This window comes from Agrobacterium salinitolerans (assembly GCF_027498475.1).
In the GTDB taxonomy this organism is placed as follows: Bacteria; Pseudomonadota; Alphaproteobacteria; order Rhizobiales; family Rhizobiaceae; genus Agrobacterium; species Agrobacterium salinitolerans.
This window is the reverse complement of sequence record NZ_JAPZLN010000002.1, coordinates 197213-222594: the sequence shown is the minus strand read 5'-3', so window position 1 is coordinate 222594 and position 25382 is coordinate 197213. Positions and strand designations below refer to the sequence as shown.

General features: G+C 60.1%; 26 protein-coding genes. 18 read left to right on the top strand and 8 right to left on the bottom strand.

The features are described from left to right. Positions 1-184: 184 nt before the first annotated feature. From O9X91_RS09830 to O9X91_RS09810, 5 genes are all read left to right on the top strand, one after another. On the top strand, positions 185-898 hold the full coding sequence (locus O9X91_RS09830; protein WP_142911986.1) for an HAD-IA family hydrolase: 714 nt from the start codon (positions 185-187) through the stop codon (positions 896-898). 93 nt (positions 899-991) lie between these two features. Then, positions 992-2602, top strand: coding sequence for an ABC transporter substrate-binding protein (locus tag O9X91_RS09825; protein ID WP_137411543.1), 1611 nt, complete (start codon positions 992-994; stop codon positions 2600-2602). Positions 2603-2693: 91 nt separating this feature from the next. Beyond that, the gene (locus O9X91_RS09820) at positions 2694-3644 is read left to right on the top strand and encodes an ABC transporter permease (protein WP_077985096.1); all 951 of its coding nucleotides are present in this window, start codon (positions 2694-2696) and stop codon (positions 3642-3644) included. Next, on the top strand, positions 3644-4495 hold the full coding sequence (locus tag O9X91_RS09815; RefSeq protein ID WP_077985097.1) for an ABC transporter permease: 852 nt from the start codon (positions 3644-3646) through the stop codon (positions 4493-4495). The genes O9X91_RS09820 and O9X91_RS09815 overlap by 1 nt, the downstream gene beginning before the upstream one ends. After that, complete coding sequence (locus tag O9X91_RS09810) at positions 4495-6150, top strand: ABC transporter ATP-binding protein (RefSeq protein ID WP_142911987.1); 1656 nt, start codon at positions 4495-4497, stop codon at positions 6148-6150. Before O9X91_RS09815 ends, O9X91_RS09810 begins: the two co-directional genes overlap by 1 nt. A gap of 43 nt (positions 6151-6193) precedes the next feature. Here the strand turns inward: O9X91_RS09810 and O9X91_RS09805 are convergent, their stop codons facing one another. Beyond that, positions 6194-6670: an Lrp/AsnC family transcriptional regulator gene (locus tag O9X91_RS09805; RefSeq protein ID WP_003506856.1), complete on the bottom strand. Its 477-nt coding sequence runs from the start codon at positions 6668-6670 to the stop codon at positions 6194-6196. A gap of 230 nt (positions 6671-6900) precedes the next feature. Here O9X91_RS09805 and O9X91_RS09800 point away from each other — a divergent pair, with 230 nt between their 5' ends. The 4 genes from O9X91_RS09800 to O9X91_RS09785 all read left to right on the top strand — a co-directional run bounded on the left by O9X91_RS09800 (position 6901) and on the right by O9X91_RS09785 (position 12098). Continuing rightward, the gene (locus O9X91_RS09800; protein WP_142911988.1) at positions 6901-8226 is read left to right on the top strand and encodes an NAD(P)/FAD-dependent oxidoreductase; all 1326 of its coding nucleotides are present in this window, start codon (positions 6901-6903) and stop codon (positions 8224-8226) included. 407 nt (positions 8227-8633) lie between these two features. After that, positions 8634-9782 carry a mandelate racemase family protein gene (locus O9X91_RS09795; RefSeq protein ID WP_059753476.1) on the top strand — a complete coding sequence of 383 codons (1149 nt, stop codon included), beginning with the start codon at positions 8634-8636 and terminating at the stop codon, positions 9780-9782. A gap of 6 nt (positions 9783-9788) precedes the next feature. Beyond that, on the top strand, positions 9789-10418 hold the full coding sequence (locus O9X91_RS09790; RefSeq protein ID WP_142911989.1) for an SGNH/GDSL hydrolase family protein: 630 nt from the start codon (positions 9789-9791) through the stop codon (positions 10416-10418). 81 nt (positions 10419-10499) lie between these two features. Continuing rightward, positions 10500-12098, top strand: a complete 1599-nt coding sequence (locus O9X91_RS09785; RefSeq protein WP_077985102.1) for an ABC transporter substrate-binding protein — start codon at positions 10500-10502, stop codon at positions 12096-12098. 234 nt (positions 12099-12332) lie between these two features. Here the strand turns inward: O9X91_RS09785 and O9X91_RS09780 are convergent, their stop codons facing one another. From O9X91_RS09780 to O9X91_RS09765, 4 genes are read right to left on the bottom strand one after another with little or no spacing between them, the layout of a single operon-like run. After that, positions 12333-13091 carry an ABC transporter ATP-binding protein gene (locus O9X91_RS09780; protein ID WP_077985103.1) on the bottom strand — a complete coding sequence of 253 codons (759 nt, stop codon included), beginning with the start codon at positions 13089-13091 and terminating at the stop codon, positions 12333-12335. Continuing rightward, positions 13091-13927: an ABC transporter ATP-binding protein gene (locus O9X91_RS09775; RefSeq protein ID WP_269826444.1), complete on the bottom strand. Its 837-nt coding sequence runs from the start codon at positions 13925-13927 to the stop codon at positions 13091-13093. The genes O9X91_RS09780 and O9X91_RS09775 overlap by 1 nt, the downstream gene beginning before the upstream one ends. Positions 13928-13931: 4 nt before the next feature. After that, on the bottom strand, positions 13932-14819 hold the full coding sequence (locus tag O9X91_RS09770) for an ABC transporter permease (RefSeq protein WP_191216660.1): 888 nt from the start codon (positions 14817-14819) through the stop codon (positions 13932-13934). After that, a complete protein-coding gene (locus tag O9X91_RS09765; protein WP_020012032.1) occupies positions 14819-15841 on the bottom strand; it encodes an ABC transporter permease in 1023 nt (340 codons plus the stop codon). Before O9X91_RS09765 ends, O9X91_RS09770 begins: the two co-directional genes overlap by 1 nt. A 10-nt stretch (positions 15842-15851) precedes the next feature. Between O9X91_RS09765 and O9X91_RS09760 the strand changes: the two genes are divergently transcribed. Together O9X91_RS09760 and O9X91_RS09755 are read left to right on the top strand one after the other, a co-directional pair. Then, positions 15852-16139, top strand: a complete 288-nt coding sequence (locus tag O9X91_RS09760; protein WP_269823517.1) for a hypothetical protein — start codon at positions 15852-15854, stop codon at positions 16137-16139. Next, positions 16132-16767 (top strand): LysE family translocator, encoded by a 636-nt coding sequence (locus tag O9X91_RS09755; protein WP_173990863.1) that lies wholly within the window; start codon positions 16132-16134, stop codon positions 16765-16767. Before O9X91_RS09760 ends, O9X91_RS09755 begins: the two co-directional genes overlap by 8 nt. A gap of 27 nt (positions 16768-16794) precedes the next feature. Here the strand turns inward: O9X91_RS09755 and O9X91_RS09750 are convergent, their stop codons facing one another. Further along, entirely contained in the window at positions 16795-17526 is a 732-nt protein-coding gene (locus O9X91_RS09750; RefSeq protein ID WP_077985108.1) for a FadR/GntR family transcriptional regulator, read from the bottom strand. A gap of 94 nt (positions 17527-17620) precedes the next feature. After that, positions 17621-18604: a GlxA family transcriptional regulator gene (locus O9X91_RS09745; RefSeq protein WP_142911992.1), complete on the bottom strand. Its 984-nt coding sequence runs from the start codon at positions 18602-18604 to the stop codon at positions 17621-17623. A 128-nt stretch (positions 18605-18732) separates the two neighbouring features. Between O9X91_RS09745 and O9X91_RS09740 the strand changes: the two genes are divergently transcribed. The 7 genes from O9X91_RS09740 (at position 18733) to O9X91_RS09710 (ending at position 23626) form a co-directional block, all read left to right on the top strand. Continuing rightward, positions 18733-19560 (top strand): alpha/beta fold hydrolase, encoded by an 828-nt coding sequence (locus tag O9X91_RS09740; protein ID WP_077985109.1) that lies wholly within the window; start codon positions 18733-18735, stop codon positions 19558-19560. A 26-nt stretch (positions 19561-19586) separates the two neighbouring features. Then, a complete protein-coding gene (locus O9X91_RS09735) occupies positions 19587-20378 on the top strand; it encodes an SDR family NAD(P)-dependent oxidoreductase (RefSeq protein ID WP_142911993.1) in 792 nt (263 codons plus the stop codon). 13 nt (positions 20379-20391) lie between these two features. Continuing rightward, positions 20392-20877 (top strand): hypothetical protein, encoded by a 486-nt coding sequence (locus O9X91_RS09730; protein WP_077985111.1) that lies wholly within the window; start codon positions 20392-20394, stop codon positions 20875-20877. A gap of 265 nt (positions 20878-21142) precedes the next feature. Beyond that, positions 21143-22438 (top strand): bifunctional sulfur transferase/dioxygenase Blh, encoded by a 1296-nt coding sequence (blh, locus tag O9X91_RS09725; RefSeq protein ID WP_142911994.1) that lies wholly within the window; start codon positions 21143-21145, stop codon positions 22436-22438. Next, entirely contained in the window at positions 22432-22788 is a 357-nt protein-coding gene (bigR, locus tag O9X91_RS09720) for a sulfite-sensing transcriptional repressor BigR (protein ID WP_142911995.1), read from the top strand. The genes blh and bigR overlap by 7 nt, the downstream gene beginning before the upstream one ends. Beyond that, on the top strand, positions 22785-23192 hold the full coding sequence (locus tag O9X91_RS09715) for a YeeE/YedE family protein (RefSeq protein WP_120649316.1): 408 nt from the start codon (positions 22785-22787) through the stop codon (positions 23190-23192). Before bigR ends, O9X91_RS09715 begins: the two co-directional genes overlap by 4 nt. After that, the gene (locus O9X91_RS09710) at positions 23189-23626 is read left to right on the top strand and encodes a YeeE/YedE family protein (protein ID WP_142911996.1); all 438 of its coding nucleotides are present in this window, start codon (positions 23189-23191) and stop codon (positions 23624-23626) included. Before O9X91_RS09715 ends, O9X91_RS09710 begins: the two co-directional genes overlap by 4 nt. Before the next feature lie 77 nt (positions 23627-23703). Here the strand turns inward: O9X91_RS09710 and gpmI are convergent, their stop codons facing one another. Next, positions 23704-25221, bottom strand: coding sequence for a 2,3-bisphosphoglycerate-independent phosphoglycerate mutase (gpmI, locus tag O9X91_RS09705; RefSeq protein WP_137411527.1), 1518 nt, complete (start codon positions 25219-25221; stop codon positions 23704-23706). Positions 25222-25382 lie beyond the last annotated feature (161 nt).

Sequence of the window (25382 nt, the reverse complement as noted above, 5' to 3'; positions counted from 1 at the left end):
GAAGAGCTATTCCATTTCGGCGAATCCGGCGCGCCAAAAGTGCCAAACTATTAATGCAAACGGCAATAAACGCCATAAAAAAGGGCGTAATCGCAAATGGGAACGGGGCAAGGACCCCGTCCGGGAACAGAATAATCTGCCGCAGTCTCCCCAGGAGACCGAGGCGGCAAAGCGGAGACCGACATTGCCCAAAAAACTGAGCGACTTCAAATATATGAGCTTCGACGTGGTGGGGACCCTCATCGATTTCGAAGGCGGCCTGAAATCGACGCTGACCGCAATCGGCGCGGAAAACGGCGTGGAGGTCGATGGTGAAAAGGCGCTCGCGCTCTACCGTGCGGCCCGTTATTCCGACGCGACCGACCTGTTTCCGGATGACCTCGTGCGGGTGTACCTGATCATCGCTCCCGAACTCGGCCTGCCGGCGGAACGCGCATTCGGTGAGCGCCTGCGCGATGCGGCAAAAAGCTGGAAAGGCTTTGAAGACAGCCGCGCCGCCATGGCCGAGCTTGCCAAGACGCATCGCCTCATCGCCATGACCAACGCCCAGCGCTGGGCCTTCGAATATTTCTCGCAGGAACTCGGCAATCCTTTTCATGCCGCTTTCACGGCGGATGACACCGGCACCGAAAAGCCAAATCCCGCTTTCTTCGAAAAGGTCTTCGCCTTTGTGGAAAGCGAGGGCGCATCGAAGGACGACGTTCTGCACGTTGCGCAAAGCCAGTATCACGATATCGGCATTTCCCGGAAACTGGGCATGACCAATTGCTGGATCGAACGCCGCCACGCCCAGAAGGGATATGGCGGTACGATAGAGCCGGAAAACTTTACCGAGCCGGACTACCACTTCACCTCGATGGCCGGCCTTGCCGAAGCATTGAGACAGACGGGCGGCTGAGCCGCCCCGCCAATGGCGCGCCGCGAACTGGGATGCGGCATGCCGGAAATTTATTCAGACGCATTTCAACAAATCATACAAAAGGGGAAGACCATGAGTGACAGGATTACAAACTGGACCCGTTCCGACGATGCCGCCGTTGAACAGGCCATCCGGCGCGGCGCAACGCGGCGTGAGCTGCTTCACATGCTGCTGGCGGGCGGCGTCGCCCTTTCCGCCGGTTCGGCCATTCTTGGTCGCGCCTCAAATGCCGTGGCCGCAACGCCGGTCTCCGGCGGCACGCTGAAAGCCGCCGGCTGGTCCTCCTCCACAGCCGATACGCTCGATCCGGCGAAAGCCTCGCTTTCGACGGACTATGTCCGTTGCTGCGCGCTCTATAACCGCCTGAGCTTCCTCGATGCTTCGGGCACGCCACAGATGGAGTTGGCCGAAGCCATCGAGACGAAGGATGCCAAGACCTGGACCGTGAAGCTGCGTTCCGGCGTCACCTTCCATGACGGCAAGGCGCTGACCGCCGACGACGTGGTCTATTCGCTGAAGCGCCATCTCGATCCGGCCGTCGGCTCCAAGGTCGCCAAGATCGCCGCCCAGATGACCGGCTTCAAGGCTCTCGACAAGAGCACGGTCGAAATCACGCTGGCGAACCCGAACGCCGACCTGCCGTCCATTCTGGCCCTGCACCATTTCATGATCGTTGCCGATGGCACCACGGATTTCTCCAAGGGCAACGGCACCGGCGCCTTCAAGCTCGAAAAGTTCGAGCCGGGCGTGCGTTCGATCATGGCCAAGAACACCAATTACTGGAAGTCCGGCGGCCCACACATCGACAGTTTCGAATTCATGGCGATTTCGGACGACAATGCCCGCGTCAATGCTCTTATTTCCGGCGACATCCAGCTTGCTGCCGCCATCAACCCCCGCGCGCTCCGCCTGCTCGACAAGCAGGAAGGTGTCGTGCTGTCCAAGACGACATCGGGTAATTATACCAACCTCAACATTCGGCTTGATCAATCACCGGGCAACAAAACAGACTTTGTCGCGGGCATGAAATCGCTGATCAATCGCGAGCAGATCGTCAAGGCGGCGCTGCGCGGCCTCGGTGAAGTCGGCAACGACCAGCCGGTTCCGCCAATGAGCCCGTATCATAACCCGGACCTCAAACCGAGGGCCTTCGATCTGGACAAGGCCAAGTTCCATTTCGAAAAAGCCGGCGTCATCGGACAGTCCATTCCGGTCATCGCATCGGATGCTGCGGGCTCCTCTGTCGACATGGCGATGATCATGCAGGCTTCCGCGGCGCAGATCGGCGTCAAGCTGGACGTTCAACGCGTGCCATCGGATGGCTATTGGAGCAACTACTGGCTGAAGGCGCCGATCCACTTCGGCAACATCAACCCGCGCCCGACGCCGGATATTCTGTTCTCGCTGCTTTATGCCTCCGACGCGCCGTGGAATGAGAGCCAGTACAAGTCGCCGAAATTCGACAAGATGATGCTTGAAGCACGCGGCATGCTCGATATCGAGAAACGCAAGCAGATTTACTTCGAGATGGAAAGAATGATCGCCGATGAAGCCGGCACCATCATCCCCGCCTATATATCGAATGTGGACGCCATCTCTTCCAAGCTGAAGGGTCTGGAAGCCAATCCGCTAGGTGGCATGATGGGTTACGCCTTTGCGGAATACGTCTGGCTCGAAGCCTGATAGACCACGGAGCCGGGCATAAACTGCCCGGCGACCTTTCCGCCGATGCGGGAAGCCTCCACAATAAGGGTCGGTCGCAGGAGCATATGGAATGAACAGCCAAATAATGTCCCTTATCGCCAGGCGGCTGGTCGTCATGCTGACGACGCTGCTTATCGTGTCGTTTATCGTCTTTTCGGCCACCAGCCTGCTGCCCGGGGATACGGCGACGATCCTTCTTGGCCAAGCGGCCACGCCGGAAGCCGTGGCCGGCCTGCGCACCGCCATGCATCTCGACGATCCGGCCCTGCTGCGTTTCGTGCGCTGGCTTCTGGGCCTGCTGCAGGGTGAACTCGGCACATCCTACGCCAACAACATGGCGATTGCCGATCTCATCGGTCCGCGCTTCGTCAACTCCATGAAGCTCGCCGGCATTACCACCGTCATCGCCGTGCCGCTGGCGCTGACCCTCGGCATCAGTTCCGCCATGCTGCGCGGAACGCTTTATGACCGGGCCGTCACCGTGCTGACCATCGGCGTCATCTCGGTGCCGGAATTCATGATCGCCACACTCGCCGTGCTACTTTTCGCCGTCTATCTGAAATGGCTGCCGGCGCTGTCGCTGGTGAGCGAAGTTCACACGCTTTTCGATGTGCTGCGGGTCTATGCAATGCCAGTCATCACGCTGACCTTCGTCGTTTCCGCACAGATGATCCGCATGAGCCGCGCCGCCGTGATCGAGACGCTGGATACGCCCTACGTGGAAATGGCGCTTTTGAAGGGTGCGCCGCGGATGCGCATCGTGCTTCGCCATGCGCTTCCCAATGCGCTCGGCCCCATCGTCAATGCGGTGGCCCTGTCGCTCTCCTATCTCGTCGGCGGCGTCATCATCGTCGAGACGATCTTCAATTATCCTGGTATCGCCAAGTTGATGGTCGATGGCGTCGCCACCCGCGACCTGCCGTTGATCCAAAGCTGCGCGATGATCTTCTGCGTCGGTTATCTCCTCCTCATCACGACGGCGGATATCATCGCCATCATGTCCAATCCGAGGCTGCGCTGATGGCCGACAATATCAAAACAACTTCGGGGACCTCGCGTTTGGGCTACAAGATCAACGCAGTCGGCGTTTTCGGCTTTCTCGTCATTTTTTTCTGGGCCATGGTCGCAATCTTCGCGCCCTATCTCATTCCGCATCCGGTCGGTGAAATCGTCGATCTCGATTATTTCGGGCCGATGACATCCGATCTCTGGCTCGGTTCCGATTATCTCGGCCGTGACGTATTTTCCCGCATTCTCATGGGCGCGCGTTTCACGGTCGGCATATCGCTCGCAGCCGTCACCATCGCCTGCACCTCCGGCGTTTTGCTCGGCATGTGCGCCGCCGTCATCGGCGGCTGGTTCGATGCAGCACTCAGCCGGTTTCTCGATGCGGTGAACTCCATTCCGAGCAAGCTTTTCGGCCTCGTGGTCGTCGCCGCCGTCGGCTCTTCCATACCGGTGCTGATCATCACGCTCTCGGTCATCTACACGCCGGGCGCCTATCGTTTCGCGCGAGCGCTGGCCGTCAATGTCAACACCATGGATTTCGTCACGGTCGCCCGGGTGCGCGGTGAAAGCCTGTTCTACCTCATCGGCTCGGAGATCCTGCCGAACATCGTCCGGCCCGTACTGGCCGATCTCGGCGTGCGCTTCGTGTTCATCGTGCTGCTTCTGTCGGGCCTCTCCTTCCTCGGCCTCGGCCTTCAGCCGCCGAATGCGGACTGGGGCGCGCTGGTGCGTGAGAACATCGGCGGCCTGCCGTTTGCGGCCCCCGCCGTCATCTTCCCATCGCTGGCCATTGCCAGCCTGACGATCAGCGTCAACCTGCTGATCGACAATCTGCCGCAGAAAATCCGCGACAGGAGCGAATAATGAGCAATCTTGTTGCAATCCGTGGACTGAAAGTCGAGGCCACCACCGATTCTGGCCGCCGCATCGACATCATCAAGGGTGTGGACATCGACATCGCCGATGGCGAAATCGTCGCACTGATCGGCGAAAGCGGTTCCGGCAAGACCACCATCGCGCTGAGCCTGATGGGCTATGCCCGGCCGGGCTGCCGTATTTCCGGCGGCAGCGTCAAGGTGGCGGGCCAAGACATGGTGCAGCTTTCCGAAACCGAACGCGCCAAAGTCCGCGGCACAAAAGTGACCTATGTGCCCCAAAGCGCGGCCGCCGCTTTCAACCCGGCGCAGAAGATTATCGATCAGGTCATCGAAGTCACCCGCATCCACCATCTGATGCCGCCGCAGGAGGCGCGCAGACGGGCGGTGGAACTTTTCAAGGCGCTGTCATTGCCCAACCCCGAAACCATCGGCGAGCGCTACCCGCATCAGGTGTCCGGCGGCCAGCTTCAGCGCCTCTCCGCCGCCATGGCACTGATCGGCAATCCGAAGCTGGTCATCTTCGACGAGCCGACCACCGCGCTCGACGTCACGACCCAGATAGAGGTTCTGCGCGCCTTCAAATCGGCAATGCGCGAGAACGGCATCGGCGGCGTTTATGTCTCGCACGATCTCGCCGTCGTCGCCCAGATCGCCGACCGGATCGTTGTGCTGAAAGGCGGCGAGGTTCAGGAAACCGGTACGACCACGGATATCCTCGAAAATGCCCGGCATCCCTATACGAAGGAACTGTTGACCGCCTTTCATGACAAGGCGCGCGTCATCACACCCGCCAAACCGGAGCAGGCAACGCCGCTGCTGGATATCGAAAACCTGATCGCCGGCTACGGAACGAAGGGCGGAGACAAGATGCCGCTGGTGCGTGCGGTGGATAGCGTCAGCCTGTCGGTCTATCCCGGTCGCAATCTCGGCATCATCGGCGAGTCCGGCTGCGGAAAATCGACGCTGGCGCGCGCCATTGCCGGCATTCTGCCGGCGGCCGGCGGCCATGTCATCTTCGAAGGCCGGGAACTGGATGCGGATGCACGGCGTCGAACCGGCGACCAGCTACGCCGTATGCAGATCGTGTTCCAATATGCCGATACCGCACTCAACCCGTCGAAACCCATCGAGGATATTCTCGGCCGGCCGTTGACCTTCTATCACGGCATGAAAGGTAAGGCGCGCGACGCCCGGATCGATGAGCTTCTCGATATGGTGAAGCTGCCGCGCTCGGTCCGCCACCGCCACCCTTCCGGCCTTTCCGGCGGGCAGAAACAACGCGTCAATTTCGCCCGCGCACTTGCCGCCGAGCCCTCGCTTATCATCTGCGATGAAATCACCTCGGCCCTCGATACCGTGGTTGCGGCCGCAATCATCGATCTTCTCGGAGAACTGCAGCGGGAGCTGAACCTCTCCTATATCTTCATCAGCCACGATCTTTCGGTGGTGGAAACCATCTGCGACGAGATCGTCGTGATGTATGGCGGGCAGAAGGTGGAGCATCTGGAAACCGAAGCGATCAAATCGCCCTCCCACCCCTATTCGAAACTGCTGTTCTCCTCGGTGCCGAAACTCGACCCGACATGGCTCGACAATCTTCAGCAGGATGCGGAGCTGGTGCGGGCGTTTTCGAAAAGGTGAGAATGGAATGATACGGCCCTGCAAAGGGCCGTTTTCTCACAGCTCAAAGCGGAAACAGGCTGGTCAGCGGCATATGCGATTTGATGATCGGCGATTTCAGCACCACGAAGCTGAAATATTTGTCGATGCCCACATCCATATCGGTCAGCCGCTCCATGATCGACTGATATTCAACGATGCCAGAGGTGACGAATTTCAGCAGATAGTCGTAACCGCCCGAAACGAGGTGGCATTCCACCACCTGGTCGATCTTTTCGACAACGCCGAGGAAGCGGGCGAAATCGATCTGGCGATGGTTCTTCAGCGTGATTTCCGTAAATACCGTCAGTGTCTGGCCGAGCTTGTTGATGTTGATCTGCGCGGAATAACCCTCGATATAACCTTCCGCCTGCAGCTTCTTCACGCGCATCAGGCAGGGGCTTGGCGACAGATTGACAAGCTCCGCCAGCTCGACATTGGTGATGCGACCGTTTTTCTGCAATTCGTAGAGGATCTTGATATCGATCCGATCAAGTTTCATCACGTGCGGAACCCCTTTTTTGTTTTTTAAACACGCGGCATAAAATTCTGGCGCGGCAAAGGAAATCTTATCACATGGGCGAGCCCTGTCGACGTGGGGATATTTTTTTGATGCAGCATAAAGAGTTGCAGAGGCGTCACCCAACAGCAGGAGATTCCGGCAAGATGCGGAGTCTGGCAGCGTTTACACCCCGGCTGAGGTAAATTAGGACGAATATAAGGAGTCCGACCATGCCCGCCCCGCTGCAACAGATCACGACATCGCCGGAACTGCCGACATCCGCAGACGCCGTTATTATCGGCGGCGGCATCGTCGGTGTCTTCGCCGCCTATTATCTTGCCCGACGCGGCCTGAAAGTGGCGCTGGTCGAAAAGGGTCTGATCGGGGCGGAGCAATCCAGCCGCAACTGGGGCTGGTGCCGCCAGCAGAACCGAGATGCCCGCGAATTGCCGATTTCCACCAAGAGCCTGTCGCTCTGGGAAGAGTTTGGTGCAGAGAGCGGCGAGGACACGGGTTTTCGCCGTTGCGGGCTGTTTTACCTGAGCGACAATGAGGCCGAACTTGCCGGCTGGGCACGCTGGCGCGACTTTGCCATTACCGCAGGCGTGACGACCCATATGCTGAGCGCCGATGAGGCGAGCGAACGCGGCCGATCCACGGGAAAGCGCTGGAAGGGCGGCGTGTTTTCGCCGACCGACGGCACGGCCGATCCTTCCATGGCAGCACCCGCCGTGGCGCGTGCCATCATCAAGCTGGGCGGCACGGTGCATCAGAATTGCGCCGCACGCGGGCTTGAGACGGAAAGCGGCCGGGTCAGCGCCGTCGTCACCGAAAAAGGCACGATCCGCACCAAAACCGCCATCATGTCCGGCGGGGCCTGGGCGTCGTCCTTTTGCCGACAGCTCGGAATTCGTTTCCCGCAGGCGTCCGTCCGCTCCTCCATCCTGTCGGTCGCACCAGGTGCTGAAGGCCTGCCGGATGCACTGCACACCGCCGCCGTCTCGGCAACGAAGAGAAAAAACGGCGGTTACACACTCGCCATCAGCGGGCTGGGACGCATTGACCCGACGGCGCAGCAGATGCGGTTTGCCCGAGAATTCATCCCGATGTTCCTCAAGCGCTGGCGAAGCCTGCGGCCAGGCGGGTTGGAGGGCATTCGCGGTGGCCACGAGACCCTGAAGCACTGGCGCCTCGATGCGCCGACACCCATGGAGCGGGTGCGTATTCTCGACCCGAAACCCAATGCCGCCGCCATCCGCGAGACCCATAGAAGGGCGCTGGAGCTTCTGCCCGCCCTGGGCAAAACGCAGATTTCCGCCGCCTGGGCCGGCTTCATTGACAGCACGCCCGACGGCGTGCCCGCCATTGGCGAAACCAGCGAATTGCCCGGCTTCATTCTCGCCGCCGGTTTCAGTGGGCATGGTTTCGGCATCGGACCGGGCGCCGGCCATCTGATCGCCGATATTGTGACAGGCTCGAGCCCGATCGTCGATCCCACGCCCTATCACCCCAGCCGTTTCCTTGGTTCGTCCTGGGGCAAGGTCGCGGATTTCTGACCCTCCCTTGGTGGGATGCGACGCACATTCGCGCCGGTCAGTTGCGGGATGGCTTCACGCCTTGATCCTCAAGGAGCGCGACGGCGGCAAGCCGGCCGGAGGCTTCCGCACCATTTGCACCGAGAATGCGCACGCCATCACCCGGCGCGAAAGATCATCCAAGCCGAGGTAGCTGCCATTCGGCACAGGCCGCGCTCATGCGCCCCGCCAGATTTTCTTCCACCAAGACGCAAAACCTCCCTCATGAGCCAAGTTTCACCGATTCCCTGTGAAACAGCGTGCGCAAATGGCCTTGATTTTCCGCACCAACATGTAATACAGATTATCATACATGTTGACAAATAACGCATACATGTATGACATTGCAGCAACCGCAAACGCTGCCATACCGGCATGAGGGAGGAATTATGATCATCACCGACGTCGAGGTCCGTGTTTTCCGCACGACGACCCGTCGGCACTCGGACAGTGCCGGTCACGCACATCCGGGTCCGGCGCATCAGGTGGAACAGGCCATGCTGACCATCCGCACGGAAGATGGTCAGGAAGGTCATTCCTTCACCGCGCCGGAGATCGTTCGCCCCCATGTCATCGAAAAATTCGTCAAGAAAGTCCTGATTGGTGAGGATCATCGCGACCGGGAACGGCTGTGGCAGGACCTTGCCCACTGGCAGCGTGGCTCAGCCGCACAGCTGACTGACCGTACGCTGGCGGTGGTGGATTGCGCGCTCTGGGACCTTGCCGGCCGCTCGCTCAATCAACCTGTATACAAGTTGATCGGCAGCTATCGCGACAAGGTGCTGGCCTATGGCTCCATCATGTGCGGCGACGAGCTGGAAGGCGGGCTGGCGACGCCGGAAGATTACGGCCGTTTTGCCGAAACGCTGGTGAAGCGCGGCTACAAGGGCATCAAGCTGCACACCTGGATGCCGCCCGTCAGCTGGGCGCCGGATGTGAAGATGGACCTCAAGGCCTGCGCGGCCGTGCGTGAGGCGGTCGGCCCCGATATTCGCCTGATGATCGACGCCTTCCACTGGTATTCCCGCACCGACGCGCTGGCGCTGGGCCGTGGCCTCGAAAAACTCGGCTTCGACTGGATCGAGGAGCCGATGGATGAGCAATCGCTGTCCTCCTACAAATGGCTTTCCGATAATCTCGATATTCCGGTCGTCGGCCCGGAAAGTGCGGCCGGCAAGCATTGGCATCGCGCCGAATGGATCAAGGCCGGTGCCTGCGATATTCTGCGCACTGGCGTCAACGATGTCGGCGGCATCACCCCGGCGCTGAAGACCATGCATCTGGCCGAGGCTTTCGGCATGGAATGCGAGGTGCATGGCAACACAGCCATGAACCTGCATGTTGTCGCCGCCACCAAGAATTGCCGCTGGTATGAGCGCGGCCTGTTGCATCCCTTCCTCGAATACGATGACGGCCACGATTATCTGAAGTCGCTGTCCGACCCGATGGACCGCGACGGCTTCGTGCATGTCCCTGATCGGCCGGGCCTTGGCGAGGACATCGATTTTACCTTCATCGACAACAACCGGGTGAGGTAACGGGCGATGAAAACCGTGCTCGCCTTCGGAGACAGCCTCACCTGGGGCGCAAACCCGGCAACGGGCCTCCGGCACCCGGCCGAACACCGCTGGCCGGAGGTACTGGAGGCAGAGCTTGCGGGAAAGGCGAAGGTTTACCCCGAGGGCCTTGGCGGGCGCACCACCTGTTATGACGATCATACCGGCCCCGCCTGCCGCAATGGCGCGCGGGCGCTTGAAGTCGCGCTTTCCTGCCATATGCCGCTCGATCTCGTTATCATCATGCTCGGCACGAACGACATCAAACCGGTGCATGGCGGACGGGCGGAAGCCGCGGTTTCCGGTATGCGGCGACTGGCGCAGATCGTCGAGACCTTCATCTACAAACCGCGCGAGGCCGTGCCGAAACTGCTGATCGTCGCCCCGCCGCCCTGCGTTGCAGGTCCTGGCGAAGAGCCGGCGGGCGGGCGGGATATCGGGCAATCCCTCAGGCTTGCGCCGCTTTACCGCAAACTCGCCGCCGAACTGGGGCACGCCTTCTTCGATGCCGGGTCGGTCGCCAGCGCCTCACCGGTGGATGGCGTGCATCTGGATGCGCTGGCAACGACCGCAATCGGCCGGGCGCTCGCAGCTCAGGTCAAAGAGATTCTTGGCTGATCAAGCGACACCTGTGGAGGAACCAGGCGCGTGGATCAAAACGTGGAAAGGCCGTATGAACCGGCCGTATTGGGAGGAAAAATGAAACATTTTCTTGCAACCGCAGCGCTTGGCGCCTTGCTGATCGGCGCGATGCCGCTCGGTGTTTTCGCCGAAACGCCGAAAGACCAACTCATCGTCGCCACGACCATGAGCAATATCCTGACCCTCGATCCCGCCGCCATTACCGGCCGCGAGACCGTACAGGTTCTGAACAACGTTTATGACACGCTGGTCGTGCTTTCACCGAAAGACCGCAGCGTCCAGCCACGCCTTGCCGAACGCTGGGAAATTGCCGAAGACCGCAAATCCATCCGTTTCCATCTGCGCGGCGATGCGAAATTCGCCTCCGGCAATGCGGTGACAGCAAAAGACGTGGCCTGGAGCCTGAAGCGGCTGCTCGCCCGCAATCTGGCGCAGTCGTCCTTCCTGAAAACCCGCGGTTTCAAGCTGGAAGAGGCCGACAAGCTCTTCGTCGCCGAAAACGACCAGACCTTCGTACTGAATATTCCGAAGCCGGACGATCCCAACCTTCTCCTGATGATCCTTGCGCAGAACGGCCCAGGCTCGATCATCGACAGCAAGATGGCTCTTGAGAATGAAAAGGACGGCGATCTCGGCGGCGCTTGGCTGACACTGAATTCCGCCGGTTCCGGCCCGTTCAAGCTGACGCAATGGAAATCCAACGAATATATCATCCTCACCCGCAACGATGATTATTGGGGGGAGAAGGCCAGCATGAAGCGCATCCTGATGCGCCATCTGCCGGAATCGCAATCGCAGCGGCTGATGCTGGAAAAAGGCGATATCGACGTCGCCTACTCCTTGCAGGCCCCGGATCTGAAATCGCTTGAGGCCGACAAGGCTATCACCATCGAATCCACGCCCGGCTCCGGTTTTTATTACCTCAGCGTTTCGATGAAGGATGAGAAATTTGCGAACAAGAAGGTGCGCGAGGCCCTGCGTTACCTGATCGATTACGCCGGCCTCGACAAGGCGGTCATGCCCTATTACGGCAAGCTGCATCAGCGCTCCCTCAGCACCGGTGTGATGGGTTCGCTTCCGGATCAGGGCTACAAGCTCGACATCGAAAAAGCCAAGGCGCTTCTGGCCGAAGGCGGTTATCCGAACGGTTTCAAGACGACGCTGCGCGTGCTTTCGGAAGACCCCTTCATGAAAGCGGCAACGGCGATCCAGAACACGCTGGCCCAGGCCGGCATTCAGGCCGAACTGATCAGCGGCTCCGGCGATCAGATTTACGGCGCGATGCGCGAGCGAAATTTCGAACTGCTGCTCGGCCGCGGCGGCGGCGGCCAGCAGCCGCATCCAGACAATAATCTGCGCTCCATCGCCTATAATCCCAACAATGCCGATGACGCGAAGCTCACCAATTACCAGAGCTGGCGCACCAGTTTCTTCGATGAGAAGCTGAACAAGATGATCGAGGCGGCGCTGGTCGAGCGCGACGTGGCGAAACAGACAAAGCTTTATGAGGACCTGCAGGGTTATATGGACGAGATCGTCATGTCCATTCAGCCCTTCTCCGAAGTCATCGACACCGCCGCCTTCCGCAGCGACGTCAAGGGCATGATTGTCAGCCCCTGGCTTTCGCGGTTTGAAGAGGTGAGCAAGGAGCGGTGATGCATCCATAAGCCTTCATCCTCGGGATTGCCCCGAGGATGCAGGCGGAGGGAAGCCAATATGGTAGTAGAATGTCGTCTGCAATCCCTGAGGCGCGGCTAAACCCGCGCCTTTTCTTTTTTCACCCCACGCCCGGCATCACTCCCAAAAAAAGCCCGGCAGTGAAGCCGGGCAAGGAAGGAGGATGTTGTTATCGCAACGCCCCGGAGGAGCACGGTCAGGTTCTTGGAGCCGTCACGCGCCTTCATATTCCAGAGAGGCGCCGATCAGTTCGCGCGCATAGGGATGCGTCGCGCCATTGCCGGCGATAGCGTCGCGCGGCAGGGTTTCGGTGATTTCGCCGCGCAGCATCACCGCAAAGCGGTCGCACATGTGATCGACGACGGCGAGATCGTGGGTCACCATGATATAGGTGAAGCCACGCTCTTCCCGCAGGCGCTGGAGGAGGTTGAGGATTTCCGCCTGCACAGAAACATCGAGCGCAGACGTCGGCTCGTCTAGCAGAAGCAGTGACGGTTCAAGGATCAGCGCCCGGGCAATCGCCACACGCTGCCGCTGGCCGCCGGAAAGCTGGTGCGGGAAACGATCCAGAAAGGCTACGGGCAGGCCTACATCCGTGATGGCCTTGCGCATGCGCTCTTCGCGGTCGCCGAGCTTGTGGATGGCTAGCGATTCCGAAAGCACGGTGCGCACCGACTGGCGCGGATGCAGCGACCCGTAGGGATCCTGAAACACCATCTGCAGCATGCGGCACCGCTCGATCAACGGCATATCGCGCACCGACCTGCCATCGATGAGGATGTCGCCGGTCCAGAAATCGTTGAGCATCGACACGCAGCGAAGGACGGTGGATTTGCCCGAACCGCTTTCGCCGACCAGCCCGAAACATTCGCCCGGCTCGACGCGGAAGGATACGGAAGGCAGCACGTTCAGCGCAGTAGGGCCGCTGCCGAAGGTGATTGAAAGATCGCGGGTTTCGACTGAAACGGCCATTATACGTTCTCCTCCAGCCATTCGGGGCGGCGGTCGAGCACCGCAAGTGGCGCACGCCTGCCGCCGATGCGCGGCTGCGCCGCCAGAAGGCCGCGCGTATAGGGGTGCTTCGCCTGATCGAGCTCGCGTGCGGCGAGCGTTTCCACTACCCGGCCGGCATACATGATGAGTACCCGGTCGCAGAAATTGCGCACGAGATTGAGATCGTGGCTGATCATGATGAGGCCGATGCCGCGATCCCGCACCAGACCGTCGAGAATATTCAGGACCTGCAACCGCACCGTCACGTCAAGCGCCGAGGTTGGCTCATCGGCAATGACGAGATCTGGATCGGCGAGCAACATCATGGCGATCATCACACGCTGGCCCATGCCGCCGGAAATTTCATGCGGATATTGCTCGTAGACGCGGGCGGCGTCGCGGATTTTCACCGCATCCAGCATGGCCAGCGCCTTTTCCCGGGCTTCCGATTTCGAAGCCTTGAAGTGGCGCAGATAGGTTTCCGTTACCTGATCGCCGACACGGCGGATGGGATTGAGGGAAAATTTCGGATCCTGAAGGATCATCGACATACGCCGGCCGCGAACCTTCAGCATCTCCTTTTCACTCAGAGACAGAAGATCGAGACCGTCGAAATCAAGCTTGTCGGCGGTTATTGTCGCCGATGGCAGGAGCCGCAGCAGCGCCCTGCCGACGGTGGATTTACCCGAGCCGCTTTCGCCGACAATACCAAGCCGTTCCCGACCAAGGGTGAAGGAGATGCCGCGCACCGCCTCGGTGGGCGAGCCGCCATAGCGAATGCGGAGATTTTCGACATCGAGGATTGGTTTTTCCATGGCCCTATCTCCGGTTCATCTGCTTTGGATCGAGCGCATCCCGCAGGCCGTCACCCAGCAGGTTGAAGGCAAGGCTGACGGAAAGGATCGCAACGCCGGGGAAGGTGACGAGCCACCAGCTGTCGAGCATGTAGCGGCGTCCGGTCGCGATCATCGCTCCCCATTCCGGCAACGGCGGCTGCGCGCCGAGACCGAGGAAGCCGAGGCCGGCGGCGGTGAGGATGACCGTCGCCATATTCAGCGTCAGGCGGATCAGGACAGAAGGCAGGCACATGGGCATGATCGATTTGACGATGATGCGCAGCGGCGAGGCGCCCTGAAGCCTTGCGGCGGCAATGTAATCCTCCTTGCGGAAGGTCATGGCCTCGGCGCGTGCGAGGCGCGCAATCGGTGGCCATGAAGTGAGCGCGATCGCGATGATCGCATTGTTGAGGCTTGGCCCAAGTGCTGCGACGAAGGCGAGCGACAGGATGAGGCTCGGGAAGGACAGGAAGATATCCGTGATGCGCATCATCACCGTATCGAACTTGCCGCCGAGATAACCGGAAGCCGTGCCGACCAGAAGGCCGACGGGACCGACGATGATCGACACCAGCGAGATGATGGTGAGCGTGATGCGTGCGCCCCAGAGAAGGCGGCTGTAGATATCCCGTCCCAACTCGTCCGTACCGAAGACGTGGCCATTACCCGGCGCCTGCAGCGTGTTGGCGAGATCCTGCGCGTAGGGGTCATGCGTCGCTAGCCAGGGAGCGAAAATCGCGGCGATGACGAGCAACAGCAGGACGGCCAGGCCGAAGACCGATGTCGGGCTTTTCAGCAGGAAAACGACGATGTTCTTCAGCGCGTTCAAGGGCGCCGGAAGGCGGAAGGAGGTTTCTGCGCGGGCCGTCATCAGCGGGTCCTCGGATCGAAAAAGCGGTAGAGAATGTCGGACAGGAGATTGAGCCCGATAAAGATGACGCCGACGATCAAAACGCAGGTCATCACGGCATTCATGTCACCGATGATAAGATTGCTGGTGAGATATTGGCCGAATCCCGGCCAGGCGAAGACGGTCTCGATGAGAACCGCCCCTTCCAGCAGCGAACCGTAAGCAAGGGCGATAATGGTGACGAGCTGTACGCGAATATTCCCAAACGCGTGCAGCCACACCGTCTGGCGTTGCGACAGGCCTTTAACGCGGGCGGTCGTCACATATTCCTGGCCCAGCTGGTCCAGCATGAAGCTACGCGTCATGCGGGTGATATAGGCCGAGGAGGAATAACCGAGCAGCGCGGCGGGAAGGATGAGGTGGTTGATGGCCGACCAGAACACTTCCATATCGCCCGCAAGCAGGCTGTCGATCAACAGAAAGCCGGTGCGCTCCTCCACCAGACCGATATAAAACTGGTCCATACGGCCACCGCCGCCGACAAGGCCGAGATGGGCGTAAAAAACGATCAGCGCGATCATGCCGGTCCAGAAAATCGGCATGGAATGGCCGAACAGGCTGAGCACGCGTACCAGATGATCCTGCCAGCGGTCTTTATTGACCGCGGCATAAACGCCCATGGGAATGCCAAGGCCAGCGCCGATCAGGATCGCGAAGGTCGCAAGCTCCATCGTCGCAGGCATGACGCGTATGATATCCTGGATGACGGGCTGGCCCGTGCGGATCGAGGTTCCGAAATCGCCGGTGAAGACATCGCCGAGATAATAGATGAACTGCTGCCAGAGCGGACGGTCGAAACCGAGCGCATGGTAGACCTGTTCATAGGTTTCGCGCGTCGCGTCCTCGCCCACAATCGCCCGCACGGGATCGGCGGGCATCAGACGGCCGATAAAAAAGGTCAGCAGCAGCAATCCAAGCAGCGTAACCGCAATACTTCCGATCTGGCCGGAAAGGCCATAAAGCGAAAGGCGTCTTTTTGACATGATTCCTCCCTTGCCAGAGATCGATTGCGCAAGTGACCAAAGCGCAATCCTGTCTGACAACTATCCACAAGTTGTCACAGGTGTTGGAGGCTGTCAAGCGAGTACCGGCGAAATCCCTATTGCCCAGGAATCTAAAGGCGTGCCGAAGCCGTCGGGCTTTCTTTCTGCTTTGGGAAAAGCACATGCATTGTGGCGCCAGCAAAAGCCTGTATTCTCCCACCTCGCAGAATGCGCGGACGCCTGCCCCGGCGATGATGCCGATGACACCCGCGCCTTCAGGGGGGAGAAATATGGTTGACGTGACACTTCTGGCATTTGCCGTGGTCGCTTTTATCGGCATTGCCACGCCCGGCCCTACCGTTTTGCTCGCGCTTACAAATGGTTCAAGATTCGGAGTACGCCGCGCCATGAGCGGCATGGCTGGCGCTGTTCTCTCGGATTTTGTCCTGATCGGCGCAGTAGCACTAGGATTGGGGGCGTTGCTCGCCGCTTCCGAATTCTGGTTCGGTGTCGTCAAATGGGTGGGCGTCTGCTATCTAGCCTTCCTCGGCATCATGCTTTTGCGCTCAAGAGGCATGCTCGATGGCGCCCTTCAACCGGCAGAGGCCAACGGGGCTGCTTCCGTTCCCTCGATTTTCCTCAAAAGCTTTCTCGTGGCGGTCACCAACCCCAAGGGATATCTGTTCTTTTCCGCTTTCCTGCCGCAATTCATCGATCCCGCTGCACCGCAGCTCCAGCAATATGCAGCGCTTGCGCTGATCTTCGCCGCCATCGATTTCATCGTGATGTTCGGATATGCCCTGCTCGGCTCGCAGGCCGTCCGGCTGCTGCGGAAATCCGGAGCCCTGTGGCTCGACCGGATTTGCGGCGGCGCGCTTCTGACGCTTGCCGCCTCGCTAGCCTTTTATCGGCGAGCGACCGTTTAACCCATTGACTCATGAGCAATTTCTGGATCACTCAGCGGCAGTGCGGGAGCGCAGAAGCACTTTGTAGCGCTCAAGACTGCCGCGCAAATGCGCCGCCATATATTGGCGGGCGCCGTCGGCATCACCTTCGATGATGGCGTCGACAATCCTCGCATGTTCCTCCTGGAGATGCAGGTTGTAGTCCTTCGGACGTGATCCGGGCGCTGCCCCCTGCAATTCGCCGCGAGGAATGATGCCGGTGCGAATGAGCTGAAGAAACTCGGGAAACCTCCTGTTCTGCGTCGCCTGCGCAATGGCCAGATGGAACTCGAAATCAGCGTCCCGCGTCGGCAAACCGGCGGCGAGACAGTCGCCGACGCGCCGGTGCGCATCCACAATCGCCTCCACCTGCACGGCGGAACGGCGCGATGCCGCAAGCCCGGCGGATTCAACCTCAAAGACCGTGCGCAATTCCAGCAACTCGATCACCGAGGAAATCCGTCCCACGGCCAGATCGTTAAAAGGCAGCTCCTTGGCCGGCTTTACTTCGACGGCAAAAACGCCCGCGCCCTTGCGGGCTTCAACGAGGCCGTCGGCGCGTAGAATGGCGATGGCTTCGCGTACCACTGTGCGGCTCACCGAATATTCCCGCGTGAGTTCGCTTTCGCTCGGAAGACGGTCGCCGGGGCGAAAAACGCCTTCGGACAGATCCCGCCGCAATGCCGAACTGATTTTCGCCGCGAGCGATACCCCTTGCTTCGTGTTGCTCTCAACGTCCATTCCGGCCCACCTGTTTCAAACTTGTCTGGCATGTTAGCAAACACCCGCCACATTGCAAGGGCCGCGCCTCCGCACCGCCGGGACGGTCGGCCCCTTACGCCGCAGCCATGGCCGAACTGCTGGAAAAGCGGCTTCTATATTCACCCGGCGAGAGGCCGAGAATGCGGTGGAACACCCGGCGAAAGGCGGCGGCGTCCTCATAACCCACCGACCAGGCGATCTGATCGACAGAACGGCGGGTGAATTCCAGCAGTTCCCGCGCCTTGCCGACACGCAGATGCTGGACATATTCGATGGGCTTCATGCCGGTGGCGGCCTTGAAGCGGCGCAGGAAGGTCCGCTCCTCCAGCCCTGCATGGCCGGCCATGTCGGTAACGCTCGTCGCCCGCCCGGCGCGGGCCTGCAGCCAGTGCTGCACCTTCAGGATCGGCTCGTCGCCATGCGTCAGCCTTGGGGCGAAGCTGCTATAATGGCGCTGTTCACGCCCCGAGGGATCGATCAGCAGGAACTTGCCGGTCTCGATCATCACCGAAGGTCCGAGAAGCCGGTCGACGATGCGCAGGCCAAGATCTGTCCATGCCATCAGCCCGCCAGCCGTGATGATATCGCCATCCTCGATGACGATCTTGTCTATCTCAAGCCGGATATCGGGAAAACGCTCGCGGAAACGCTCGGCAAACAACCAGTGGGTGGTAGCCGGGCGGCCGGACAGGAGGCCCGTTGCCGCAATCATGAAGGAGCCGCCGCAACTGGCGGCAAGCGTCGCCCCCTGCGCATGCCGATCCAGCAGCCAGCGGGCGTAAGGCTCCGCTTCCTCGATTTCGGCTGGCCCGGTCAGCCTCCCGGGTACGATAAAGATATCGGGATGCCCCGGCCCTGGATCGGTATCCTGACAGCGCGCGAATTCACCGCCCTCCCCCATGCTCCAGTGACTGACCCGCAATTTCGGCCCGCCGCGATCCTGAGAAAATACCGACGCGATGGCAAAAAGATCGGTGATCCCATGCACCATGGCGATCTGACAGTCCCTATAGAGGACCAGTCCCACTTCCAGCGCGCTTCCCGTTACACCTGCCATGACCCACACCCCGTTTTGTCAGTTTTGGCTCGTTTTCTGTCAGAAGCGCCAATCCAGTCCCGGCTGTCTCCAGAGTATCTCTATTCCCACGGGACGCAAGCAAGCTCCCTGCAACAAGAGAGAAAGCCATGACAACGATCACCACCAGAGACGGAACGCATATCTTCTACAAGGACTGGGGCCCGAAAGACGGGCAACCCATCATCTTCTCCCATGGCTGGCCGCTCAGCGCCGATGCCTGGGATGCGCAGATGGTGTTCTTCGCCAATCACGGTTTCCGCACCATCGCCCATGACCGCCGCAGCCACGGCCGCTCCGATCAGGTCTGGCATAACAATACCATGGATCAATATGCCGACGATCTGGCCGAGCTGATCGAACAGCTCGATCTTCACGACATCATTCTGGTCGGCCATTCCACCGGCGGCGGCGAGGTGACGCGCTATATCGGCCGTCATGGTACGGCCCGCGTCGCCAAGATCGCCCTCATCGGCGCGGTGCCGCCGCTGATGCTGAAGACGGAAAGCAATGCCATCGGCCTGCCGATCGATGTTTTTGACGGCATCCGCAAGGGCACCTATGACAATCGCAGCCAGTTTTTCAAGGACCTGACCATTCCCTTCTACGGCTACAACCGCGAAGGCGCCGTGATATCCGAAGGCATCCGCGACGAATTCTGGCGGCAGGGCATGATGGGCGGCCTGAAAGGTCAGCTCGACAGCATTCGCGCCTTTTCGGAAAGCGATTTCCATCAGGACCTGAAGGCTTTCGACAAGCCGACGCTGGTTCTGCACGGCGATGACGATCAGATCGTGCCGGTCGGCGCTTCGGCGCTCTCCACGGTCAGAATAGTCAAACATGCGGTGCTCAAAATCTATGAGGGCGCCGACCATGGCCTGACGCAGACCCATCAGGACCGGTTCAACACCGACCTTCTCGCCTTCATCAACGCCTGAAACCGCCGCAAAAAGGAGACACGGACATGACACAGAATACATTTCTCATCACCGGCGCATCCGATGGCATCGGTGCGGTCTATGCCGAACGTCTGGCAAAACGCGGCCATGACCTCATACTCGTGGCGCGGCGTGCCGAAAAGCTGAAAGCATTGGCCGCACGGTTGGAAAAGGATCATCACATCGCAGTCGAGGTTCTCGCCGCCGATCTTTCCAAGGCGGAAGACCTCGAAAAGGTGGAAGTGCGGCTGCGCGACGACCGTCGGATTACCGGCCTCGTCAACAATGCCGGTATTGCCAGGGAAGGCGCAATCACGGCGCTGGACCCGGCCTATGTGACAACGATGATCAACCTCAACATCCTTGCCGTCACCCGGCTTGCAGCGGCCATCGCGCCGCGTCTTGTCGACGATGGCAAGGGCACGATCATCAACATCACTTCGGTCACGGCGCTGATGCCGGCGGCATTCACCGCCGTCTACCCGGCCACCAAGGCCTTCGTGCTTGCCTTCACCGAGGCGCTGCAGGCGCAGCTTTCCCCCTCCGGCGTGCGAGTTCAGGCCGTCCTGCCGGGCATCACCCGCACCGCGATCTGGGAAGAGGAACGGCTCGACGCCATTCCGGCAGCCATGGTCATGGATGTTTACGAAATGGTGGATGCGGCCCTTGCCGGTCTCGACCTCGGCGAAGCACTGACCATTCCGTCCCTGCCGGATACGGCTGATCTTGAAAATTTCCTTGCAGCGCGCGCGGCGTTAAGGCCCAATCTGTCGCATGCACTTGCCGCCAGCCGGTATCGTGCAGCCAAAACCGAATAGAGGGAGACGTATCATGATCCTCGGACTGACCATTCCCCAATTCACGGCATTGCATGTGGGCCTAAGCTTCATCGGCATCGCCGCCGGACTGATCGCCCTGCCCGCTTATGCGGCGGGGCGATGGATGCCGCGCATGATGGCGCTTTTCCTCGTCACCACGCTCGCCACCACACTCACCGGCTTCCTGTTTCCAATCGGAAATTTCACGCCGGCGCTCGGCGTCGGCGTCATCTCGACCCTCGTTCTGGCAATTGCACTGGTTGCGCTTTATGGATACGGCCTGAATGGCAGGGCGCGCATTATTTATACGATCACCGCTACGATCAGCCTTTATCTCAATATGTTCGTGTTGATCGTTCAGGCATTTCTCAAGGTCGAAACACTCAACAATCTGGCGCCGAACGGCAATGAACCGCCCTTCGTCGTCGCCCAGACGGTTCTGCTTGTTGCAGCCATCTGTCTCGGCTGGAAAGCGACACGCCGCAGGCTCGTCGTCTGAAGCAAGCCCGAATTCGAACCGGTCTCCACGAAAATGCCTTGTGCCTCCATATTCAGGCCGCAAGGCATTTTTCGCATACAGAAGACAGGCAATCTCCGTCCAGCCGTCACAAAACGAAGAAATCCCATCTCTAGGATTTTCTTCCGAACCTTTCCTGAACGATGCAGCAGGAGATATCCGGATACGAAACCACTTTGCGGCCTTGCAAACAAACAATATACATTATACAATAATATATATTAAGTTATGGTAACAGGAGATGCCGATGAATGCCGTGAAGATCAACGAGCGTCTGACAGTTGCGGGTCAGCCGATGATCGACGATTTCCCATTGCTCGCCGCCCAAGGTTATAAAAGCATCGTCAATGCCCGGCCTGATGGTGAAGAGCCCGGCCAGCCGGGCAATTCCCAGGAAAAAAGCGCCGCCAGCGCCGCGGGCATGGATTATGGCTTTATCCCGGTCAGCGGCCAAACCATCACCGAAGCCGATATCCGCGCCTTCCAGCAGAAAATGGCGGAAGCGGAAGGCCCCGTTTTTGCCCATTGCAAGGGCGGCGCCCGCGCGCTCACGCTTCATGTTCTCGGGGAAGCTCTGGATGGGCGCATCGAAAGGGACGATATCGAGGCTTTCGGCAAGGCGCACGGCTTTGACCTTTCCGGCGCCACCCGCTGGCTGGAACGGCGCGCAGCGGCGGCTCCGCACGTCAAGGCATTCTTCGATCCGCGCACATGGAGCGTGCAATATGTCGTGTCCGATCCCTCGACCGGGCGCTGCGCCATTATCGACCCGGTCTATGATTTCGATGAGAAATCCGGCGCAACCGGAACGATGAATGCCGACGCCATTCTGGACTATGTGGAGAGCCAGGGCCTGACGGTGGAATGGATTCTCGATACCCATCCGCATGCCGACCATTTTTCCGCTGCCCATTATCTCAAGCAGAAGACCGGTGCGCAGACAGCCATCGGCGCGAAAGTCACCGGCGTCCAAAAGCTCTGGCAGGAAAAATACAACTGGCCGGATCTAAAAACCGACGGCTCGCAATGGGACCGGCTGTTCGAGGCGGGCGACAGGTTCAATATCGGCTCCCTTGAAGCGCGCGTGCTGTTTTCGCCCGGCCACACGCTGGCCTCCGTCACCTATGTGGTAGGTAATGCCGCCTTCGTGCACGATACGCTTTTCATGCCCGATTCCGGCACCGCGCGCGCCGATTTCCCCGGCGGCAGCGCCAGCGAACTCTGGGCGTCCATTCAGGCCATTCTCGCCCTTCCCGACGAAACACGGCTTTTCACCGGCCACGATTATCAGCCCGGCGGCCGCACGCCGAAATGGGAAAGCACGGTCGGCGAACAGAAACGCAGCAATCCGCATCTTGCCGGCGTGACGGAGGAGGGTTTCATCAGTCTCAGGCAAGCGCGGGATCGCACATTGCCGATGCCGAAGCTCATTCTCCACGCCCTGCAGGTCAATATTCGCGGCGGTCGCCTGCCGGAGCCGGAGGCGAATGGCAAGCGTTATCTGAAATTCCCGCTCGACGTGCTGGAGGGCAGCATATGGTAAAGGAAAACAAGCTGGAAAAGTCCCCCCACATTGCTGAAATTCCACTTCCCGCCATGGAGGAGAGGGCTGTCGAGGTCGCACTGCTTCTGAAAACGCTTGCACACCCGGCGCGGCTGATGCTCGCCTGCACGCTGGCGCAGGGGGAATTCTCCGTCGGCGAGCTGGAGGCCAAGCTGGATATTCGCCAGCCGACGCTCTCCCAGCAGCTGGGCGTGCTGCGGGAAGCCGGCGTGGTCGAAACCCGGCGCGACGCCAAGCAGATTTTTTACCAACTGAGCGAAGCGAAAGCAGCGCAACTGATCGAGGCCCTTTACACCATATTCTGCGCGCCAGAGGAGGAGACCCCGTGAGCCCCTATTGGCCCTCTCTTTTTGGCGGCATGCTGCTCGGTCTTGCCTGCATTCTGCTGTTTCTTTTCAATGGCCGTATTGCCGGCATCAGCGGGCTCATAGGCAAAATGCTCGGCAGGGAGCGGCGTCTTGCCGATCTCGCCTTCGTCGCCGGCTTGCTGGCCGGACCTTATATCTATGCCGCGGCATTCGGCCGGCTGCCGGCCATCACCATCGTTTCACCATGGCCGCTCATCCTCATTGCCGGGCTGCTGGTGGGTTTTGGCACGCGCATGGGCTCAGGCTGCACATCCGGCCATGGCATCATGGGGCTGGCGCGATTTTCCCGGCGCTCCATCGCCGCGACCGCCACCTTCTTGATTACCGGTATTTGCGCCGCGACGATAACTGGAGCCCTGTCTTGAAAAATCCAGCCGTGGCAAGTGTTTTCCTGGCATTGGCCGCCGGAGCCCTGTTCGGCTTTGGCCTCTCGCTTTCAGGCATGGTTGATCCGGCCCGCGTTTCCGGCTTTCTCGACGTGGCGAGCGGCCATTGGGATCCGAGCCTGGTATTCGTTCTCGGCGGTGCGGTGGTGGTCGCCGTGCCGGGTGTGCTGCTCAGCCGGCGTCTCGCCAAACCGGTCCTCGCAGAAGGTTTCAGCCTTCCCGCAAAAACCCGCATCGACCGGCCGCTCATAACAGGCTCGGCCATTTTCGGCATCGGTTGGGGGCTTGCCGGTTTCTGTCCCGGCCCGGCACTATCGGCTTTCGCCCTCGGGTTGACGCCGGTCGTTCTTTTCGTCGGCGCCATGATTGCCGGCATGCTGATCCACGACCGCCTCTACGCAAAGCAGCCATGAAGGCAAGGCTCGTTCGGGGCGGAGAAACGGGCCGTCGCGCGAGGCTGGAACGCTCCCGCGCGACGGCGTGTGATTATTTAGAGGTCAATCAGGCTTTTGCCCGTCATTTCCGGCGGCAGCGGCACATTCATCAGTTGCAGCAGGGTGGGCGCGACATCGGCAAGAATGCCGTCATGCAGCTTCGCACCTTCCGGGCCGCCGAAAAGGATCACCGGCACCGGATTGGTGGTGTGGGCCGTATGCGGGCCGCCGGTCACTGGGTCGACCATGGTTTCGCAATTGCCGTGGTCCGCAATGACAAGCATCGCGCCGCCCACTTTTTCAAGAGCGGCAACGACGGCACCAAGCCCACGATCCACGGCTTCACAGGCCTTGATTGCGGCCTGCAGATCGCCGGTATGACCCACCATATCGGGGTTGGCGTAGTTGGTGACGATCAAATCGTAACCCTTGCCGATCGCCTCGACGAATTTTTCCGTCACTTCCGGCGCGCTCATCTCCGGCTGCAGATCGTAGGTCGCGACCTTCGGGGATTTCGGCATGAAACGGTCTTCGCCCACTTCCGGCTCTTCCTTGCCGCCATTCAGGAAGAAGGTGACATGGGGATATTTTTCCGTTTCGGCGAGACGAAACTGCGTGAGCCCCTGCTTTGCCACCCAGGCGCCGAGCGTATTGACGATATCTCGCTTCGGATAAGCCGTCGTCATGAATTCATTATGGCGGGTGGAATATTCCACCATGCCAAGCAGAGCCGAAAGGACAGGCTTTTCGCGCGAAAAACCGTCGAAATCGTCCGCCCCTATCGCGAGCAGGATTTCACGGGCACGGTCGGCCCGGAAATTCAGGCAGAACAGGCCGTCGCCGGCCTTGAAACCTTCATAACCATCGATCACCGTCGGCAGGATGAATTCGTCGGTGACGTTGTTCCTATAACTCTGAGCAACGGCGCTTACCGCATCCCGCGCGTGTTCTCCTTTCGCCAGAACCATGGCGTCATAGGCTTTCTCGACGCGCTCCCAGCGGTTGTCGCGATCCATCGCATAATAGCGGCCGATCACCGTGCCGATGCTTGCCCCCTGCGGCAGGCTCGCCACCAGTGCCGCCACAAATTCTTCAGCCGATTGCGGCGCGACATCGCGGCCGTCGGTGATGGCATGTACCACCACTTTCAGGCCGTGGCTGATCATCAGCCTCACCGCCGCCTGGCCGTGGAGGATATGGCCATGGACGCCGCCATCGGAAACGACGCACATCAGATGCGCCACACCGTCCGCGGCCTTCACGGTGGCGGCGAAATCAAGCATCGCCGCATTGCGGAAAAAGCTGCCGTCCTCGATGGCCAGATCGATCTGGCCGAGGTCCATGGCGACGATGCGGCCCGCGCCAATATTGGTGTGGCCAACTTCCGAATTGCCCATCTGCCCGGTGGGCAGACCGACATTCGGGCCGAAGGTGGTGAGCCTCGCATTCGGGCAGGTGGCGAAAAGCCGGTCCATAGTGGGCGTATTCGCCAGCACCGGCGCATTGCTGGATGTGTCCTCGTTCAGCCCCCAGCCATCGAGAATAGTCAGGACAACGGGTTTGGGAGTGCGCATGGGAGGACCTTCTTCTTCATTCGGTTGCCGGCGGAGGGCGGACCGCCGGGCACCGGAGCGCCCTCGTCCGCCACTGTGATCATGATGAGAAAACATGTTTCTCGTTCTTCTCTTCTATACCCGAAGATAACGAACGCAAGCCTATACCGACACCGAAACAG

Excerpts from the sequence above, each read along its gene's own strand:
- O9X91_RS09825 (WP_137411543.1), top strand. The coding sequence starts at position 992 with ATGAGTGACAGGATTACAAACTGGACCCGTTCCGACGATGCCGCCGTT.
- O9X91_RS09820 (WP_077985096.1), top strand. The coding sequence starts at position 2,694 with ATGAACAGCCAAATAATGTCCCTTATCGCCAGGCGGCTGGTCGTCATG.
- O9X91_RS09815 (WP_077985097.1), top strand. The coding sequence starts at position 3,644 with ATGGCCGACAATATCAAAACAACTTCGGGGACCTCGCGTTTGGGCTAC.
- O9X91_RS09810 (WP_142911987.1), top strand. The coding sequence starts at position 4,495 with ATGAGCAATCTTGTTGCAATCCGTGGACTGAAAGTCGAGGCCACCACC.
- O9X91_RS09805 (WP_003506856.1), bottom strand. The coding sequence starts at position 6,670 with ATGAAACTTGATCGGATCGATATCAAGATCCTCTACGAATTGCAGAAA.
- O9X91_RS09800 (WP_142911988.1), top strand. The coding sequence starts at position 6,901 with ATGCCCGCCCCGCTGCAACAGATCACGACATCGCCGGAACTGCCGACA.
- O9X91_RS09795 (WP_059753476.1), top strand. The coding sequence starts at position 8,634 with ATGATCATCACCGACGTCGAGGTCCGTGTTTTCCGCACGACGACCCGT.
- O9X91_RS09790 (WP_142911989.1), top strand. The coding sequence starts at position 9,789 with ATGAAAACCGTGCTCGCCTTCGGAGACAGCCTCACCTGGGGCGCAAAC.
- O9X91_RS09785 (WP_077985102.1), top strand. The coding sequence starts at position 10,500 with ATGAAACATTTTCTTGCAACCGCAGCGCTTGGCGCCTTGCTGATCGGC.
- O9X91_RS09780 (WP_077985103.1), bottom strand. The coding sequence starts at position 13,091 with ATGGCCGTTTCAGTCGAAACCCGCGATCTTTCAATCACCTTCGGCAGC.
- O9X91_RS09775 (WP_269826444.1), bottom strand. The coding sequence starts at position 13,927 with ATGGAAAAACCAATCCTCGATGTCGAAAATCTCCGCATTCGCTATGGC.
- O9X91_RS09770 (WP_191216660.1), bottom strand. The coding sequence starts at position 14,819 with ATGACGGCCCGCGCAGAAACCTCCTTCCGCCTTCCGGCGCCCTTGAAC.
- O9X91_RS09765 (WP_020012032.1), bottom strand. The coding sequence starts at position 15,841 with ATGTCAAAAAGACGCCTTTCGCTTTATGGCCTTTCCGGCCAGATCGGA.
- O9X91_RS09755 (WP_173990863.1), top strand. The coding sequence starts at position 16,132 with ATGGTTGACGTGACACTTCTGGCATTTGCCGTGGTCGCTTTTATCGGC.
- O9X91_RS09750 (WP_077985108.1), bottom strand. The coding sequence starts at position 17,526 with ATGGACGTTGAGAGCAACACGAAGCAAGGGGTATCGCTCGCGGCGAAA.
- O9X91_RS09745 (WP_142911992.1), bottom strand. The coding sequence starts at position 18,604 with ATGGCAGGTGTAACGGGAAGCGCGCTGGAAGTGGGACTGGTCCTCTAT.
- O9X91_RS09740 (WP_077985109.1), top strand. The coding sequence starts at position 18,733 with ATGACAACGATCACCACCAGAGACGGAACGCATATCTTCTACAAGGAC.
- O9X91_RS09735 (WP_142911993.1), top strand. The coding sequence starts at position 19,587 with ATGACACAGAATACATTTCTCATCACCGGCGCATCCGATGGCATCGGT.
- O9X91_RS09730 (WP_077985111.1), top strand. The coding sequence starts at position 20,392 with ATGATCCTCGGACTGACCATTCCCCAATTCACGGCATTGCATGTGGGC.
- blh (WP_142911994.1), top strand. The coding sequence starts at position 21,143 with ATGAATGCCGTGAAGATCAACGAGCGTCTGACAGTTGCGGGTCAGCCG.
- bigR (WP_142911995.1), top strand. The coding sequence starts at position 22,432 with ATGGTAAAGGAAAACAAGCTGGAAAAGTCCCCCCACATTGCTGAAATT.
- gpmI (WP_137411527.1), bottom strand. The coding sequence starts at position 25,221 with ATGCGCACTCCCAAACCCGTTGTCCTGACTATTCTCGATGGCTGGGGG.